General features: G+C 53.7%; 13 protein-coding genes and 1 riboswitch. Of the genes, 7 read left to right on the top strand and 6 right to left on the bottom strand.

Annotated elements, in window-relative coordinates:
* Window positions 1-272 precede the first annotated feature (272 nt).
* Window positions 273-1301, top strand: coding sequence for a glycoside hydrolase family 172 protein (locus tag NFS35_RS07220; RefSeq protein ID WP_251206454.1), 1029 nt, complete (start codon window positions 273-275; stop codon window positions 1299-1301).
* Between the two features lie 9 nt (window positions 1302-1310).
* On the opposite strand, the gene NFS35_RS07215 is transcribed toward NFS35_RS07220, so the two are convergent.
* Both NFS35_RS07215 and NFS35_RS07210 read right to left on the bottom strand, forming a co-directional pair.
* On the bottom strand, window positions 1311-1991 hold the full coding sequence (locus tag NFS35_RS07215; RefSeq protein ID WP_251206453.1) for a potassium channel family protein: 681 nt from the start codon (window positions 1989-1991) through the stop codon (window positions 1311-1313).
* A 64-nt stretch (window positions 1992-2055) separates the two neighbouring features.
* Window positions 2056-3408, bottom strand: a complete 1353-nt coding sequence (locus NFS35_RS07210; protein WP_251206452.1) for a TrkH family potassium uptake protein — start codon at window positions 3406-3408, stop codon at window positions 2056-2058.
* Between the two features lie 277 nt (window positions 3409-3685).
* Between NFS35_RS07210 and nagB the strand changes: the two genes are divergently transcribed.
* The 4 genes from nagB (at window position 3686) to NFS35_RS07190 (ending at window position 7239) form a co-directional block, all read left to right on the top strand.
* A complete protein-coding gene (nagB, locus tag NFS35_RS07205; protein WP_251206451.1) occupies window positions 3686-4450 on the top strand; it encodes a glucosamine-6-phosphate deaminase in 765 nt (254 codons plus the stop codon).
* Window positions 4440-5540 (top strand): N-acetylglucosamine-6-phosphate deacetylase, encoded by a 1101-nt coding sequence (nagA, locus tag NFS35_RS07200; RefSeq protein ID WP_251206450.1) that lies wholly within the window; start codon window positions 4440-4442, stop codon window positions 5538-5540. Before nagB ends, nagA begins: the two co-directional genes overlap by 11 nt.
* A gap of 134 nt (window positions 5541-5674) precedes the next feature.
* Window positions 5675-5960: riboswitch (cobalamin riboswitch) on the top strand.
* 164 nt (window positions 5961-6124) lie between these two features.
* Entirely contained in the window at window positions 6125-6544 is a 420-nt protein-coding gene (locus NFS35_RS07195) for a DUF4430 domain-containing protein (protein ID WP_251206449.1), read from the top strand.
* A gap of 143 nt (window positions 6545-6687) precedes the next feature.
* Window positions 6688-7239 carry a hypothetical protein gene (locus NFS35_RS07190; RefSeq protein WP_251206448.1) on the top strand — a complete coding sequence of 184 codons (552 nt, stop codon included), beginning with the start codon at window positions 6688-6690 and terminating at the stop codon, window positions 7237-7239.
* A 69-nt stretch (window positions 7240-7308) separates the two neighbouring features.
* On the opposite strand, the gene NFS35_RS07185 is transcribed toward NFS35_RS07190, so the two are convergent.
* The 4 genes from NFS35_RS07185 to NFS35_RS07170 form a co-directional block, all read right to left on the bottom strand.
* Window positions 7309-8736, bottom strand: a complete 1428-nt coding sequence (locus NFS35_RS07185; RefSeq protein ID WP_251206447.1) for a HAMP domain-containing sensor histidine kinase — start codon at window positions 8734-8736, stop codon at window positions 7309-7311.
* The gene (locus tag NFS35_RS07180; RefSeq protein WP_251206446.1) at window positions 8733-9443 is read right to left on the bottom strand and encodes a response regulator transcription factor; all 711 of its coding nucleotides are present in this window, start codon (window positions 9441-9443) and stop codon (window positions 8733-8735) included. The genes NFS35_RS07185 and NFS35_RS07180 overlap by 4 nt, the downstream gene beginning before the upstream one ends.
* Before the next feature lie 84 nt (window positions 9444-9527).
* Window positions 9528-11945, bottom strand: coding sequence for an endonuclease MutS2 (locus tag NFS35_RS07175; protein ID WP_251206445.1), 2418 nt, complete (start codon window positions 11943-11945; stop codon window positions 9528-9530).
* 29 nt (window positions 11946-11974) lie between these two features.
* Window positions 11975-12529 carry a Uma2 family endonuclease gene (locus tag NFS35_RS07170; protein ID WP_251206444.1) on the bottom strand — a complete coding sequence of 185 codons (555 nt, stop codon included), beginning with the start codon at window positions 12527-12529 and terminating at the stop codon, window positions 11975-11977.
* 190 nt (window positions 12530-12719) lie between these two features.
* Here NFS35_RS07170 and NFS35_RS07165 point away from each other — a divergent pair, with 190 nt between their 5' ends.
* The gene (locus NFS35_RS07165) at window positions 12720-13565 is read left to right on the top strand and encodes a sugar phosphate isomerase/epimerase family protein (protein ID WP_251206443.1); all 846 of its coding nucleotides are present in this window, start codon (window positions 12720-12722) and stop codon (window positions 13563-13565) included.
* Window positions 13566-13679: 114 nt separating this feature from the next.
* Window positions 13680-14654 carry a type 2 periplasmic-binding domain-containing protein gene (locus NFS35_RS07160; RefSeq protein WP_251206442.1) on the top strand — a complete coding sequence of 325 codons (975 nt, stop codon included), beginning with the start codon at window positions 13680-13682 and terminating at the stop codon, window positions 14652-14654.
* The last annotated feature ends 106 nt before the right edge of the window (window positions 14655-14760 follow it).

Here is a 14760-nt window from a genome sequence, read left to right as displayed (position 1 = left end):
AGTAGCGGGGATTTCGAACAGAGTGGTTCGAAAACAAAACTGAGATTTTAAGAAGTATCTAAATGACAATTCGGATATTTCGTAGTAAAATTAAATTTGGAAAGATACCTGACAGAATCCGGAAAGCTTTTTGGAAATGGTCATGGCCGGATGAATTTCAGAAAGAAAAGATAGCGAGTTCGTGTTTGAACATGACCGTCTGCTGTTTCAGGGAGACAGAAGCATCTGTGGTGCAGGACAGTACATTATAGCAACTAACCAGGAGGACGACTATGGAAAACATTCATCTGATTCAAGACATCAAAACATTTGCCTTTTCCGCCGAAAACCCCACAGGCAAAAGGGGCGGCGGCTCCAGGGGCGGGGACTGCACCAAGCTTCGGCCCTGTATCGGCATCCGTCCCGGAGAAACTGTCACCCTTTTGGAGACCGACGGCCCGGGAATGATTCAGAACATCTGGTTCACGGGATATGTGGGACACAGCTTTATACTGCGGATCTACTGGGAGGGCAGTGAAACACCATCTGTGGAAGCGCCTATATCGGCTTTCTTTGGCTGTGCCTATGATGAAAATTTTGAAGACCGGGAGGGCAGGTACCCTGTCCTGAATTCCGCCAAAATCCTGGTTGCCCCCGGGAGGGGCCTGAACTGCTACTGGGAGATGCCGTTTTTGAAGCATTGCCGGATTACCATGGAAAACCGCAGCAAAGAGGAAAAGACACTTTTCTACATAATAACAGGATGCTATATGGATTTGCCGCAAAATATCGGCTATTTCCACGCGTCCTACCGTCAGGAGCATCCTGTAAAGAAAGGCCGTTCCTACACTGTCATAGACAATATCCATGGAAAGGGCCAGTTCATGGGCCTTACCCTGGCAGCAGGCATGAACGGCAACAACACCTGCTGGGTAGAGGGGGAGGCGCGGATGTATATCGATGAAGACAAGTACCCTTCCATCCACTATACCGGCACGGAGGATTACTTCGGAGGCTCCTATGGGTTCGGCAATGATATCTATCTGAAGAGATACCACACTTACAGCGGTCTTTATGCCGGAATGTTTGCCATCCTGGGCGACAATTCCGCCTTTTACAACGGCCAGCAGAGATTCCTGCTGTACCGTTTCCATGTGCCGGATCCGATTCATTTTGAGACCGGCTTTCGGATGACACTGGACAATCTGGGATGGACAGGCCCCAGATATGATGACTACACATCTGTGGCATTCTGGTATCAGACCTTGCCCCATGAGCCTTTCAGGCCTTTGCCGGAGGATGGGGAGATGGTAATGAAATAAATCATAGAATCAGTTCTTCCGCGGCGCATTGGCGCTGGCGATTTTCTTCAAAGTGGAATTAGTCCCCAGAAGCATGAAGACATCGTCCTTTTTCGTGGGCTGGTCTGCAGGAGGGTTGACCAGCAGCGTACCGCCTCGTTTGACGGCGATGGCGTTCACGCCGTATTTCTCGCGCAGCTTGAGCTGGCGCAGATCCTTGCCGATCCAGTCCGTGGGGGTGATGATTTCGCCGATGGAGTACTCAGAGGACAACTCAATGGTATCGAACATATTGTTGAACGCCAAATCGTTTGCCAGCTGGACGCCGATTTCTTTTTCCGGATAGACGATTTTGTCCGCGCCTATTTTGGTCAGAATCTTCCCCTGCTTTTCATCATATGCCTTGGCGATGACCTGGCCGATGCCCTGTTCCTTGGCCCAGATAGTGGCCAGCACGGAGGCGTCCAGGCTGTGGCCGATGGAGATTACCGCCCCGTCGAAATTCCTGCCGCCCAGCTCCCCCAGGGTCTCGTCATTTGCCACGTCCAGGCACATGGCCAGGGTGACGTAATCGGCGATGAGCCGCACGCGCTGCTCGTTGCGGTCTATGGCCAGGACTTTGCAGCCGTTAGCCTCCAGCTGGACAGCTATGGTGCTGCCGAATCTTCCCAGGCCTATGACGATGTATTCTTTTTGTGATTGTTTTTTCATGGGAAAATCTCCTTATTTTCATATAGGATATTTAGTGTTCTTTCAAACGCCATTTTTGGCTTTATTATCCAATAATGACCTTGCCGTCAGTATAGGAAATGTCGTCTGCCGGCGTGTGGCTGTTGAAGACCAGCGCCAGGGTGATAGGACCGATTCTGCCAAGGTACATGGTGAGGGAGACTATCAGCTTCCCGGCGGGAGACAAGGCACCGGTCAGGCCTCTGGAGAGCCCCACGGTAGCGATGGCGGAGGTCATTTCATATATGGTGTCAAGGAAGTCGCTCCGCTGGACAGCGAGCAGGGTGATGGTCAATATCACCAGCACGGAAAAGCTGAAAGTGACGATGGCCACACAGCGCCGTATGGTCTCATCGGCAATCTTCCGATTTAAGACATTGACGTCTTTCCTGCCCTTGATATTGGCGAACATGGAGGCCAGCAGCAGCACTACGGTGACAGTTTTGACGCCGCCTGCCGTACCGGCGGGAGAGCCGCCGATGAACATGAAAATCAGGTACGCCAGGCAGGAAGCGGGCCGGAACGCCTCCTGGGGAATGGTGGCGAAACCTGCGGTCCGCAAAGTGACGGACTGAAACAGGGATGCCATCACCTTTCCGGGCCAGCCCAAAGGCCCAAGAGTCTGCGGATTATCAAATTCAAACAGCAAAGTCATGGCCGTACCCGCCAGCACAAGGAACGCCGTAGCCCAGATGACGATTTTGGCATGGACGCTCATCTTGCGGGAATAAGCGCCGTCTGCGGCTCCGCGGCGGGGACGAAGCACGCGCAGGACTTCCCAGTAGACAGGGAATCCCAGGCCGCTGACGATGATCAGATAGATGGTGGTGAAATTTATGATGATATTGTCCGCGTAAGCACAGAAGCTGTTGCCGCCCAAAAGGTCGATTCCGGCGTTGCAGAAAGCGGACACCGCGTGGAAGATGCTGTACCAGATTCCTGCCAGACCGTACTCCGGAATGAAGACAAATGAGTAACAAAGAGCGCCAATCCCCTCCAGTATGAGGGTCACTTTGAGGATGCGCATGGTCATCCGCACCAGTCCGGTCAGGGTATCCAGGTTATAGGCGCTCTGAATCAACATCCTGTCAGATAATGTGATCCTGCGCCGAAAGAGGCACAGCACGATGGTGGTAAAGGTCACGATTCCCAGGCCCCCGAACTGGATAAGGAGCAGAAGCACTATCTGCCCAAAGGCGGAGAAAGTCTGGCCTATATTGACGGTGGAAAGGCCGGTGACGCAGATGCTTGAAGTGGACACGAACAGCGCGTCCAGAATATCGATGGATTGGCCGTCCCTGACGCTGACGGGGAGCATCAAAAGCAATGCCCCTAAAAGCGCGCCGGTGAGAAAGCCCAGCATGATGATTCCGGTTGTAGTGGTTTTTCTTTTTTTCATATCTTTAAACGTTAGGACGTTCTTCCTTCTTTGCTGTTTTTTGATGGTTCTGTTTCTGTTCCTGTGGGCAGGGAGTCGCAATTCCTCTGGCACGATGCCAGTATACTACGAAAATGCGCAACTGTCAAAGAAATATCGCGGCCCTTACCGGCTGTACAGCAAGCGGCTCCAGGTCAGAAAATCATTGCTTCTGACTAATAAATATGCTAGAATACAATCATAATGAGTACAGAACTATATGACAGAGAATACAGCAGGAAAGGAAATTGGTGTAAGTATGAAGATTTATGCAGCAAAGGATTACAAAGACATGAGCCGTAAGGCGGCTAACCTGATTTCCGCGCAGGTCATCATGAAGCCGGATGCCGTGCTTGGGCTGGCTACAGGCTCTACTCCGGTGGGCGCTTACGAGCAGCTGAGAGAGTGGTATGAGAAGGGCGATCTGGACTTTTCCCGTATCCGCAGCGTAAATTTGGACGAGTACAAGGGTCTTTCGGGAGAGCACGACCAGAGTTATCGGTATTTCATGAACCACAATCTGTTTGACCATGTCAATATCAAGAAAGAAAATACCAATGTACCAAGCGGCCTCGCCGAGGATGCGGAGGCGGAATGCGCCCGGTACGACGGCGTGATCAGGGAACTGGGCGGTATTGACCTGCAGCTGCTGGGGATCGGCGGAAACGGCCATATCGGCTTCAACGAGCCCTGTGATGTCTTTGAGAAAGGGACTCACGTGGTGACACTGACAGAGGAAACGAGGCGCAGCAACGCCAGATTCTTCAGCTCCATAGACGAGGTGCCCACCCACGCGCTGACAATGGGCATCGGCGGCATCATGGGCGCGAAGAAAGTGCTGCTGTTAGCCTCCGGCGAGGCCAAGGCCAAGGCGCTGTACGACTCCTGCTTCGGCCCTGTAACACCCGGTGTGCCGGCTTCTATTCTGCAGCTCCACAACGATGCCGTCATCATCGCGGACGAGGCGGCTCTGGCAGAGATTCGTGAAAAGACAGGCTGGGAGGGTGACGTTTATGATAATTAAAGATGGCCTGGTCTATCAGGAGGATAAGACCTTTGTCAAAAAGGATTTGTATATTGAAAACGGAAAAATCGCGGGAAGCCCTGCAGAGGTGACGGATAAGACGGAAGTGGACGCGTCAGGGCTGCTGGTGCTTCCCGGGCTGGTGGACGTCCACAGCCACGGCGCGGTGGGCTGCGATTTCTCAGACGGAGATATGGAGGGCCTGGGCAGGATCCTGGCCTATGAGCGTGCCCATGGAGTCACATCCTACTGTCCTACTTCCATGACCATCCACAAGGACGAACTGCGCAGGATTTTCAAGGCCATGGGAAGCTTTTCGGAGAGTGGGGAGATGGCCCGTGTGGCCGGTATCAATATGGAGGGACCGTTCCTGGATGTGAGCAAGAAAGGCGCCCATCTGGCGGAGCATATTCTGGCTCCGGACGCGGAGTTCTTCAGAGAGTGCAACGCCTCCAGCGGAAACAAGATTCGCCTGGTGACTCTGGCGCCCAACGTGGAGGGAGCTCTGGAATTCATACGGGAGCTGCACGGCGAAGTGGTGATTTCCCTGGGACATACCGCGGCGGATTATGAGACTGCGAAGCAGGCCCTGAAAGCAGGCGCCAACCATGTGACCCATCTGTGCAATGCCATGATGCCTTTGGAGCACAGGAATCCCGGTCTGATCGGCGCGGCATCGGAGGATGAGAACTGCTATGCGGAGCTGATCAGCGACGGCATCCATGTGCATGAGAGCATGGTGCGGGCGGTGTTCAGGATGTTCCCCGGCAGGGTGGTGCTGATCAGCGATTCCATGCGGGCTACGGGCATGGAGGACGGAACCTATGATTTGGGCGGGCAGCAGGTGACTGTGAACGGCAGGCTGGCCACGCTGGCAAGCGGCACTATCGCCGGTTCCGCCACCAATCTCTACGACTGCATGCGCACCGCCGTGTCTTTCGGCATCCCGAAGGAAGAGGCTATTGCCGCCGCTACCATGAATCCGGCTAAGAGCATCGGCGTATATGGCGAGGTGGGCTCCCTCACCCCCGGCAAGCGGGCGGATGTGGTGCTGGCAGACCAGAATCTGAATCTGGTAAAGGTGATGTAGATATCAAAAACCGTGTCAGGCAGCCGCCCGGCAGGGCGGCTGTTTCGGCAGCGGGAGATATGGAGCCGGCATGTGGAATCGGCTGAATTTGCCGATTGCATTTTGGGAGATAGTATGCTAAAATACTGATTCAAGTGAATAGAGACATGACAGGTGCCGGAGGGCGGAAGTATCCGTCCGGTCCGGTGAAAAGGGAAGCAGGTGGAAGACCTGCACGATCTCGTCGCTGTGAGAGAGGAGTCATGCTTCGTGCCGCCATGGGAAGAGGGCGGCGTATGCCACTGGGAAAAGCGGTTTTTGCAGGCAATGGGTCAGGCTTTAAGGCCGGCCTGGCGCGGAAATCTGCGGAGCCGTCTCCTGGGAAGGTGAAGCAGGCGTTGACACTCAAGTCAGAAGACCTGCCTGCCATGTGCGCCATGTAGCCACGAGGAATTGGCTGGTGCGGAATGTGCTTCGGATGGGGCACATTATTTTCCGTATGCCAACTTCTGCGTTCAGCAGGAGTTTTTTTGTGGCTGCAGCGATATTCGCTTGCCCGAAAGAGACAGGCTGCAGAATGGCAGCGGAAAGCGGAGGAAGAGAAAATGCAGAGCAAGAAAAGCAACAAAAAAGTGATTATCGGCGCAGTGGCGCTGGTGGCAGTGATAGCGGTGCTGGCCATCGTGTACGCCATGTTCCGGGAAAAGCCCGTGGAGGGTTCAAAGGCCATCACGATCGAGGTGACGGGAAAAGCAGGAGACACAAAAGAATACCAGCTGAAGACGGACGCAGAGTACCTGCGCCAGGCCATGGAGGAGGCGGACGGGCTGACCTTTTCAGGCACGGAGAGCGAGTATGGCATGATGGTGGATACGGTGAACGGCGACGTGGCGGATTATAACGCGGACGGCGCTTACTGGGGCTTTTATGTGAATGGGGAGTACTGCAATTACGGCATTGACACCCAGCCTGTGGAAGACGGCGATGTATTCGGGATTGTCTATACGGTAGATTCCGCGGAATGATTTCAGGGGGCCGGTCTGGATACAAGAATAGATTCATGTGTCGAGGGCGCCGGAAACAGGAGACAGAAGAACGGCACAGGGCCTTGGGCGGGGATGGAGAAAGGAGCTCCTGATCCTGCTCAGAAAGGCCGGGGGTACATCATATGGGAGAAAAGAAGCAGAAAAAGCTGTCGATAGGGGATATCGCCCTGATGGGCGTGATGGTGGCGGTGATAGAGGTGTGCAAGGCAGCCATGGCATTCCTGCCCAACATAGAGCTGACCAGTTTCTGGATTATCATGTTCACGCTGCTGTTCGAGTGGAGGATACTGTTCGTGATTCCCGTGTTCACTCTGGTGGAGGGAGCCATGTACGGATTCGGCCTGTGGTGGGTCATGTATCTGTATGCATGGCCCCTGCTGGCGCTGGTGGTCTACCTTTGCAGGAGACAGGAATCCGCATGGTTCTGGAGCTTTGTGTCAGCTATCTTCGGTTTCCTGTTCGGTTTCCTCTGCGCCTTTCCCTACGTAGCGATAGGGGCCGCGGACAGTGGTCTGCGGGGCGGCCTCTATGCCGGATTTACATGGTGGGTGGCAGGCATTCCCTTTGACATCGCCCACGGCGCGGGGAACTTCGTGCTGATGGCGGTGCTGTACCGGCCTGTACATCAGGCGATGAGGCGGCTTGGCCCGTCTTTGAGCAGGAGCGGAGAGTAGATTTGCTTTCCGTGAGGTGCTGCATAATATAAAAGCGAGGAGTGCAGGGAAATGACAGGGGAATAAGCTTCAGTCCTCATCGTCATCGCTGTCCGCCAAAAGCAGCGAGAAGATAAACTCGCTTCCCGCGCCTTCCGTGCTGATGACATTGATGTGTTCCCCGTGGCAGTTAATGATTTCCTTGACGATGGAGAGCCCCAGTCCGGTGCCTTTCTTGTCCTTGCCCCGGGAGTAGTCGGATTTATAGAATCTGTCCCAGATCAGCTTCAAATCGTCCTTGGGGATGCCGATGCCGGTGTCCTTGACGGAGACGAACAATTTATTCTTTTTCACAGAAGTCTCCACCTTGATGACGGAATTGTGGTGGCTGAACTTGATTGCATTGTCCAGCAGGTTGTAGAGAACCTGCTGGATTTTTTCCATATCCGCATTGACGCGCATGGCCTCGCCGGTGAGCATCATTTCGATGGCGATGGTCTTCTTGCGGCAGGTGCCCTCAAAGGAGGCGGCCGTGCTGCGGATGATGCTGTTGATGTCGAAATCCGTGCGCTTCAGGAGCATTCCCTTGGTATTCAGATTGTTCAGGGACAGCAGACTGTTGGTGAGCTTGGTGAGGCGCTCCGTCTCGTTGAGTACGATATTCAGATACTTGTCATGCATTTCCGGCGGGATGGTGCCGTCTATCATGGCCTCCAGATAGCCCCGGATGGAAGTCAGGGGGGAGCGGAAGTCATGGGAGACATTGGCCACGAATTTCTTCTGATCATCCTCCGCGCTGGCGATCTGGCTGGCCATGTAATTCAGGCATACTGCAAGATAGCCTATTTCGTCATCGCTTTCCACCTGGAACTCGTAGTGCATATTTCCGGCGGCGTACTGCTCTGTGGCATAGGTAATCTTCCGCAGGGGGATGTACACCATCTCCGTGAAGAAAATCAGGATGATCAGGGACAGCAGCAGCAGGATTACCAGTGTGATATAGGAAATATTCAGCATGCGGTTGCAGGAATCCTCGATTCGCACCATATCGCAGTGGATGACCACATAGCCCTTTACCCTGTACTGAAAGGTGATGGGCGAGAAGACGCTGAGCATCCTGGAATCGAAATTGCCGAAGAAATCGTTGACCATATAGTAGGAGCCGCTGGTGGCAGTGGGGTCAAAATTTTCTATTACGATTTCGTCTTCGACATTCAGCGTCATGCCGGTGTCCAGCACCAGGCGGCCCGAGGGGTTGATGATACGGATGGTGGAGTCCAGATAGACGGCAAGGGAATCCAGCTGATCTTTTACCGTCTCCAGATCCGTCTCGCTGGCGTACAGACTTGTGGCATAGGTGTCGGAGATGCGGGTGGCCTCCACATAGAGATCTTCCGCTTTCTCCCGGATCAGGTGCTCCCTGGTCATACTGGGCACAAAAGTAGTGACGATGATGAAGCTGAACACGCCGAAGATGAAATAGGCCAGTATGAACTTCAGGTAGAGGGTCTTCTTCATGTGTTGCGCACCTCGAATTTATAGCCCACGCCCCAGATGGTGGTTATCTTCCAGTTGGCGTGATCCTTGATCTTCTCCCGGAGACGCTTGATGTGCACGTCCACGGTGCGGGTGTCCCCCACATACTCATAGCCCCAGATTTGATCCAGCAGCTGCTCCCTGGTGAAGACATGGTTGGGGGAGGAGGCCAGGAAATACAACAATTCCAGCTCCTTGGGCGGCATGTCCACCGTGCGCCCCATGTAGAGGACGGAATAGTTGGTCAGGTTCACGGACAGATCTGCGTACTGCACGCATTTGTCGGCGGAGGCCGCAGGGGAGGGCTCGGGGGCGGCGGGCTTGTAGCGGCGCAGGACGGCCTTGGCCCGGGCCACCAGTTCCTTGGAATCAAAAGGTTTTTCGATATAGTCGTCGGCGCCCAGCTCCAGCCCCAGCACCTTGTCGAAGATTTCGCCTTTGGCGGAAAGCATGATGATGGGCACGGAATATTTCATGCGCACCTCCCTGCAGACCTGATAGCCGTCCATGCCGGGCAGCATGATGTCCAGCAGAATCAGGTTGGGAGAAAAGCTTTCCATGGCGGGCATCACCGACTCGCCGTCGTTTACGATTTTTGTCTCATAGCATTCTTTCGTCAGGTAGAGGGCAATCAGTTCGGCGATATTGTTGTCGTCGTCTACAATCAGGATTTTCTGTTTACTTACCATTTTCCGCTGCTCCTATTTTGATTTTTTATGCACGGGGATGCCCAGGGGTATATTGCCGGCAGAGTTGGCGGGCGCCTGTGGGGTCTACTTGAAAGTGACGATGGTGACGCCGGAGTCTCCCTCTCCATATTCTCCCAGACGGTATTCCTGCACATATTTCAGCCGTTTCAGATGGCCGTGGACGGCGTTTCGCAGGGCCCCGGTGCCTTTTCCGTGGACTACCCGGACACTGGGCAGATGGGCCAGGTAGGCATCGTCCAGATATTTGTCCAGCACGGAGAGGGCTTCGTCAACAGTCTTGCCCAGCAGATTGATTTCCGTGGAAACAGACAGGCTCTTGGACATCTTTATCTTGCCGGAACCGGAGCCGGAGGAACTCCGCTTCAGGGGCGGGGTGGAGACGGTCTCCTCCTCCGCGTACACCAGATCCTTGACATTGGTGCGGGTGCGGATGATGCCGCATTGCACGAACAGGCCGCCCTTGGCATCGGGCAGGGTGCTGACAGTGCCTTTTAAGCCCATGGAAACGATTTTCACGGTGTCGCCTTTTTTGAGTTTTTTAGGGTCGATGGTTTTCTTCTCCGGCGCTTTCTGGCTGTTTCCGCCCACGGAGAGGCGCTCGTTCTTTTCGTTTATTTTGTCGCGTACTTTCTGGCGTTTCTTTTCCAGCTCCTTAATGTCCGCCCCGGCGCCTGCTTTGTTGAAGTCCCGGATGGTCTCGTCGGCAACTTCCTTGGCCTCCTGGAGAATCTCCCGGGCTTTTTCGTTGGCTTCCCGCAGGATGCGGTCTTTGGCCTGGTCGATTTTATCATTCTTCTGCTGGAGCTGTTCCTGCAGGGTGCGGATGCGCTCTTTGTGCCGGGCGATTTCCAGCTGTTCTTTTTCAATGGTGATACGGCTCTGTTCCAAATCGGAGATGACATCCTCGAAAGTCTTGTCCTCCCTGCCGATCTGTTCCCTGGCAGCCTCTATGATATCCTCCGGCAGTCCCAGTTTGGAGGAGATGGCGAAGGCGTTGCTCTTTCCGGGGATACCGATCAGCAGACGGTAAGTGGGCTGCAGGGTCTCCACGCTGAATTCGCAGCTGGCGTTCTCCACAAAGGAGGTGGAGAGGGCGTAAATCTTCAGCTCGCTGTAGTGGGTGGTGGCCATGGTGCGGATGCCCCTGTCATGGAGGAAGCTTAAGATGGCTATGGCCAGGGCGGCGCCCTCCGTGGGATCCGTTCCCGCGCCCAGCTCGTCGAACAGGCACAGGGAGCCGGCATCCGCGTGCTTCAGGATGTATACGATTCTCTTCATGTGGGAAGAGAAAGTGGACAGGCTCTGCTCAATGCTCTGTTCGTCGCCGATATCTGCGTAGACTTCCGTAAAAATGGATAATTCTGAACGGTCTGCCGCAGGGATGTGCAGGCCGGCCTGGCCCATCAGGGTGAGGAGCCCCATGGTCTTTAAGGAAACGGTCTTTCCTCCTGTGTTGGGGCCGGTGATGATCAGCAGGTCGAAATCCTTTCCCAGGTGGATGTCGATGGGCACTACCTTTTTCTTATCCAGCAGGGGATGCCGCCCTTTTCGGATATTGACATAGTGGTCCGTATTGAAAATCGGTTCCGTGGCGTTCAGCTCCATGGCAAGCTCCGCCTTGGCGAAGATGAAATCCAGCAGAGTCATGATTTTCTGGTCATCGGCCAGCTCTTCGGTGTGGGCCGCGGCCTGGGCGCTCAAATCCGCCAGGATTCTCCCGATTTCCTCTTTTTCCTCCAGTTCCAGTTCCCTCAGCCTGTTGTTCAGCTCCACCACGGCGGCAGGCTCGATAAAGTAAGTGGAACCTGTGGCGGACTGGTCATGAATCATGCCGTTGACCTGTCCCTTGTACTCCGCCTTGATGGGGATGCAGTAACGGTTGTCCCGCATGGTGATGACGGCGTCCTGCAGGTAGCTGCGGTAGGAGCCGCTTAACATGGAGGTGAGTTGACCATGGATTTTGTCATTGGTCTGTATCATGGAACGGCGGATGCTTTTTAACTTGGGGCTGGCATCATCCGCAATCTCCTCCTCCGAGAGGATGCAGCGGTGGATTTCATTGGAAAGCCCTGTGAGAGGGGTCAGCAGCTCGAAATATTCGTCCAGGGTGTCCCTGGCGCCGTCATCCTCGGTGACATCTCTGCCGCCTCCCCTGTCCCGTCTGCCATAAGCTTTGATGCGGGAAACGTTGTCCAGCATGGAGGCAATGTTTAAAAGCTCCAGGATGGAGAGCGTGCTGCCCACCTCCAGGGAGCGGATGGTGAAGCCGATATCCTTGTTGTTGCCGAAAGATGTGCTGCCGAACTGGAACAGGCGGCGCAGCGCATCGGCGGTCTGGCGCTGATTCCTGCGGATTTCGTCTAAGTCCGTGGAGGGCACAAGTTCTCTGCAGAGTTTCTTGCCCGGCGCGGAGCCTGCTTTGCCCGCCAGCATTTCTGTGATTTTGGTGTATTCTAATGTTTTTAATACTTTTTCGTTCATAAGTGCTCCTTTGATCTAAAAAATACGTTTTAGTCCAGCCCCTCGAAGATTTCCTGCAGGGTCATAGTGATATGGGGAAAGGCGCGCAGTGAGATCTGCTCTTCCGCGTTATAGTGCTCTTCCTCCATATCATTTTGCAGGATATAGCCTTCTTCCAGGACATATCTGCCCTCCCGGAGATAATATATTTCCAGATGGCCCTCGGGAGAGACAATCCAATATTCTTCCACGCCCGCTTTTTCGTAGATATCCTTTTTCTCCGCCCTGTCCCGCCTGGCGGTGGAGGGACTTAAGGTCTCTGCGATGAACTTAGGCGTTCCGCTGTAGGAACCGCCCTTTAAGTGTTTGCGGTCGCAGATGATCATGATATCAGGGCACAGGTAATCGTCATTTTTGTCCGGATGGTATTTGAAATCCAGATTTTCTATGGAAACAAGACAGATACTGTTCTTTAAGCCCTGCTTTATAATGGCGTAAAGATTCCCATTCACGATTCCGTGCTGAAAGCTTGGCGCGGGAGACATATTATAAATTACACCGTCTATTTTTTCATCTTTTCTGCGTTCCAGTTCTGCCATTCCCATGATATCATCTCTCCTTTTTTGTATTATTTTAACATGTACCGCCAGGTTTGCCAACAAAAGAATACTACTTCTTTCATATTGAAGTTGGAAAAAGAGCTTGCACAATCCGGAGCGTGATTGTAAAATGTCGAACAAGAACCGGCTGTGAAACTGACCGGCAGGCCCTGAGGGGCAGAAGGAGGCAGTACTGATGAAGACGGGTATGTGTTCCCAGTATTATGAACGATGGGGGAAGATGCGCTACAGGAAGCTCAAGGAGCATGGCTACGATTATGTAGACTATGATCTGTCGGACACCGATAAGCCGGTGTATTCCTGTGACGGAAAGGAACTGGAGGCTACGCTCCGGGATGAAAAGAAGCTGATGGATGAGGCGGGGATAGAAGTGAGCCAGGTTCATGGTCCGTGGCGCTGGCCGCCCAGGGATCATACTCCGGAAGAGCGGCAGGAACGCATGGAGAAAATGAAGAAATCCATCCGGATGACAGCGCTGCTGGGCTGTAAGAACTGGGTGGTTCACCCCGTAATGCCTTATGGAACGGCGGACAGGGGAACGGAACATGTCCGGGAGACATGGGATATCAACATTGCGTTCATGGGAGAGCTGCTGAAGACTGCCAAAGAATGCGATGTCACCATATGCCTGGAAAATATGCCCATGCCGGAATTCTCCATCGGCTCTCCCTCCGAGATATTGAAGTTCGTCAGGACGATAAATGATGAACGTTTCAAAGTATGTCTGGACACGGGCCATGTGGCGGTCTATGAGGGTCTGACGCCTGACGGGGCCATGCGTGAACTGGGGGACACCGTCCGGGTGCTGCATGTACACGACAATAATGGGCGGTCCGATCTGCATTATATGCCTTATTTTGGCGTCATTGACTGGAAAGCCTTTGCGAAAGCGCTGAAAGAATGCGGGTTTGGGGGCGTGTTCTCCATCGAGACAGCGCCGCCGCAAAAGCTGCCGGATTCCCTGTATGAAGAGATGTGCCTGACGCTCTCCAAAATAGCGAAAGAGATTATTGCTGGATAAAGTACAGATACAGAGGCCAGACTGTAGAAATGAAAGCTCCTGCCTAAAAGCAGGAGCTTTTGCGCATGTACCTTTGACGATCCGGACGGCAATGGAATCGATGACACATGGTTCATGACAGGCGCAGGCGGCGGAAAGGGCTGGCAGTCGATGACGGCGTTCAGGCCCTGGTTCGGCAATCCCTCCGCTCATGCGGAGAATGGGAAACTGGTACACCCCATGCTGGACGGAAGCACCAGAGGATGGGTATCTTTTATGAACGAGCTCTGTGAGATGGGGACTCTTGCTCCCGACTGGTTCACCATCGACTGGGAGACGGCGAAATCCTATATGCTTCAGAACAGACTGGGCGCGCTTTACTATCCTGCCGCCAACCTGTATCTTGAAATCGTCAGATCTCATGACTGGGATTATTCCCTGGCGTCTTCGTGGGAATATCTGCCCGATCTGCCAGAGGGCATGAAAGGCACCGCAGGGGGCAATGCGGGATATCTGTGGGCAATTCCCAAGAGCAATGTGGAGGGGGATCAGGGAAAGCTGCTGAGGATTCTCCACATTATGGATGCCATGTGCTATGGTGGCGACTGCCATTTTGAAACTGTTCAGGGAGGCGGAAATGAAGTTCATGACATAGACATTTGTGTAAGGGAATATCTGGAAGACGGCCTGAGTTATTGTACTACTCCGACAGAGCATCCTGGATTTGACGGGACATATGGAACCACTAACCTGAATCTGGCTCCCTGGCAGACTTTCGGCTATACCGTAAAATGGCAGCTGGAATATACACCCGAAGATGCCGGCGAGGATCAGAAGATGTATGTGGACAAAATAAATAATGGTAAGAAAGTCATGGCAAGCTATGACAGATGGCCTAACGATAATCTGCTGAGCGCCGTCAACATCAATGAAATCGCGCCGAACCTGTCGGAATATGAGCTGCAGCAGCAGTACAAGTTCGTGACCGGTGAGCGCAGCATGGACGAGTGGGATGATTTTGTCACGGAGTGGCTGAATCAGGGCGGCCGTGATGTCCTGGCGGCTCAGGCAGAGAAGCTGGGCGTCGAATTGTCGGATGAGGCGAAATAAACCGGCAGATTTCAGCGATTTTCGGCATAAATAATGTGAATCAAGTGAAAAAAACACTGCCGCACAAGCGATTAAAAATCGTGAGTGCGGCAGTTGGTGTAAATTT

Source organism: Acetatifactor aquisgranensis (assembly GCF_943193215.1).
GTDB lineage: Bacteria > Bacillota > Clostridia > Lachnospirales > Lachnospiraceae > Acetatifactor > Acetatifactor aquisgranensis.
This window is presented reverse-complemented; position numbering and strand designations above follow the sequence as displayed.

What these genes read in the sequence shown, in the direction of transcription:
- NFS35_RS07220 (WP_251206454.1), top strand. Translation starts at nt 273, where the DNA reads ATGGAAAACATTCATCTGATTCAAGACATCAAAACATTTGCCTTTTCC.
- NFS35_RS07215 (WP_251206453.1), bottom strand. Translation starts at nt 1,991, where the DNA reads ATGAAAAAACAATCACAAAAAGAATACATCGTCATAGGCCTGGGAAGA.
- NFS35_RS07210 (WP_251206452.1), bottom strand. Translation starts at nt 3,408, where the DNA reads ATGAAAAAAAGAAAAACCACTACAACCGGAATCATCATGCTGGGCTTT.
- nagB (WP_251206451.1), top strand. Translation starts at nt 3,686, where the DNA reads ATGAAGATTTATGCAGCAAAGGATTACAAAGACATGAGCCGTAAGGCG.
- nagA (WP_251206450.1), top strand. Translation starts at nt 4,440, where the DNA reads ATGATAATTAAAGATGGCCTGGTCTATCAGGAGGATAAGACCTTTGTC.
- NFS35_RS07195 (WP_251206449.1), top strand. Translation starts at nt 6,125, where the DNA reads ATGCAGAGCAAGAAAAGCAACAAAAAAGTGATTATCGGCGCAGTGGCG.
- NFS35_RS07190 (WP_251206448.1), top strand. Translation starts at nt 6,688, where the DNA reads ATGGGAGAAAAGAAGCAGAAAAAGCTGTCGATAGGGGATATCGCCCTG.
- NFS35_RS07185 (WP_251206447.1), bottom strand. Translation starts at nt 8,736, where the DNA reads ATGAAGAAGACCCTCTACCTGAAGTTCATACTGGCCTATTTCATCTTC.
- NFS35_RS07180 (WP_251206446.1), bottom strand. Translation starts at nt 9,443, where the DNA reads ATGGTAAGTAAACAGAAAATCCTGATTGTAGACGACGACAACAATATC.
- NFS35_RS07175 (WP_251206445.1), bottom strand. Translation starts at nt 11,945, where the DNA reads ATGAACGAAAAAGTATTAAAAACATTAGAATACACCAAAATCACAGAA.
- NFS35_RS07170 (WP_251206444.1), bottom strand. Translation starts at nt 12,529, where the DNA reads ATGGGAATGGCAGAACTGGAACGCAGAAAAGATGAAAAAATAGACGGT.
- NFS35_RS07165 (WP_251206443.1), top strand. Translation starts at nt 12,720, where the DNA reads ATGAAGACGGGTATGTGTTCCCAGTATTATGAACGATGGGGGAAGATG.
- NFS35_RS07160 (WP_251206442.1), top strand. Translation starts at nt 13,680, where the DNA reads ATGACAGGCGCAGGCGGCGGAAAGGGCTGGCAGTCGATGACGGCGTTC.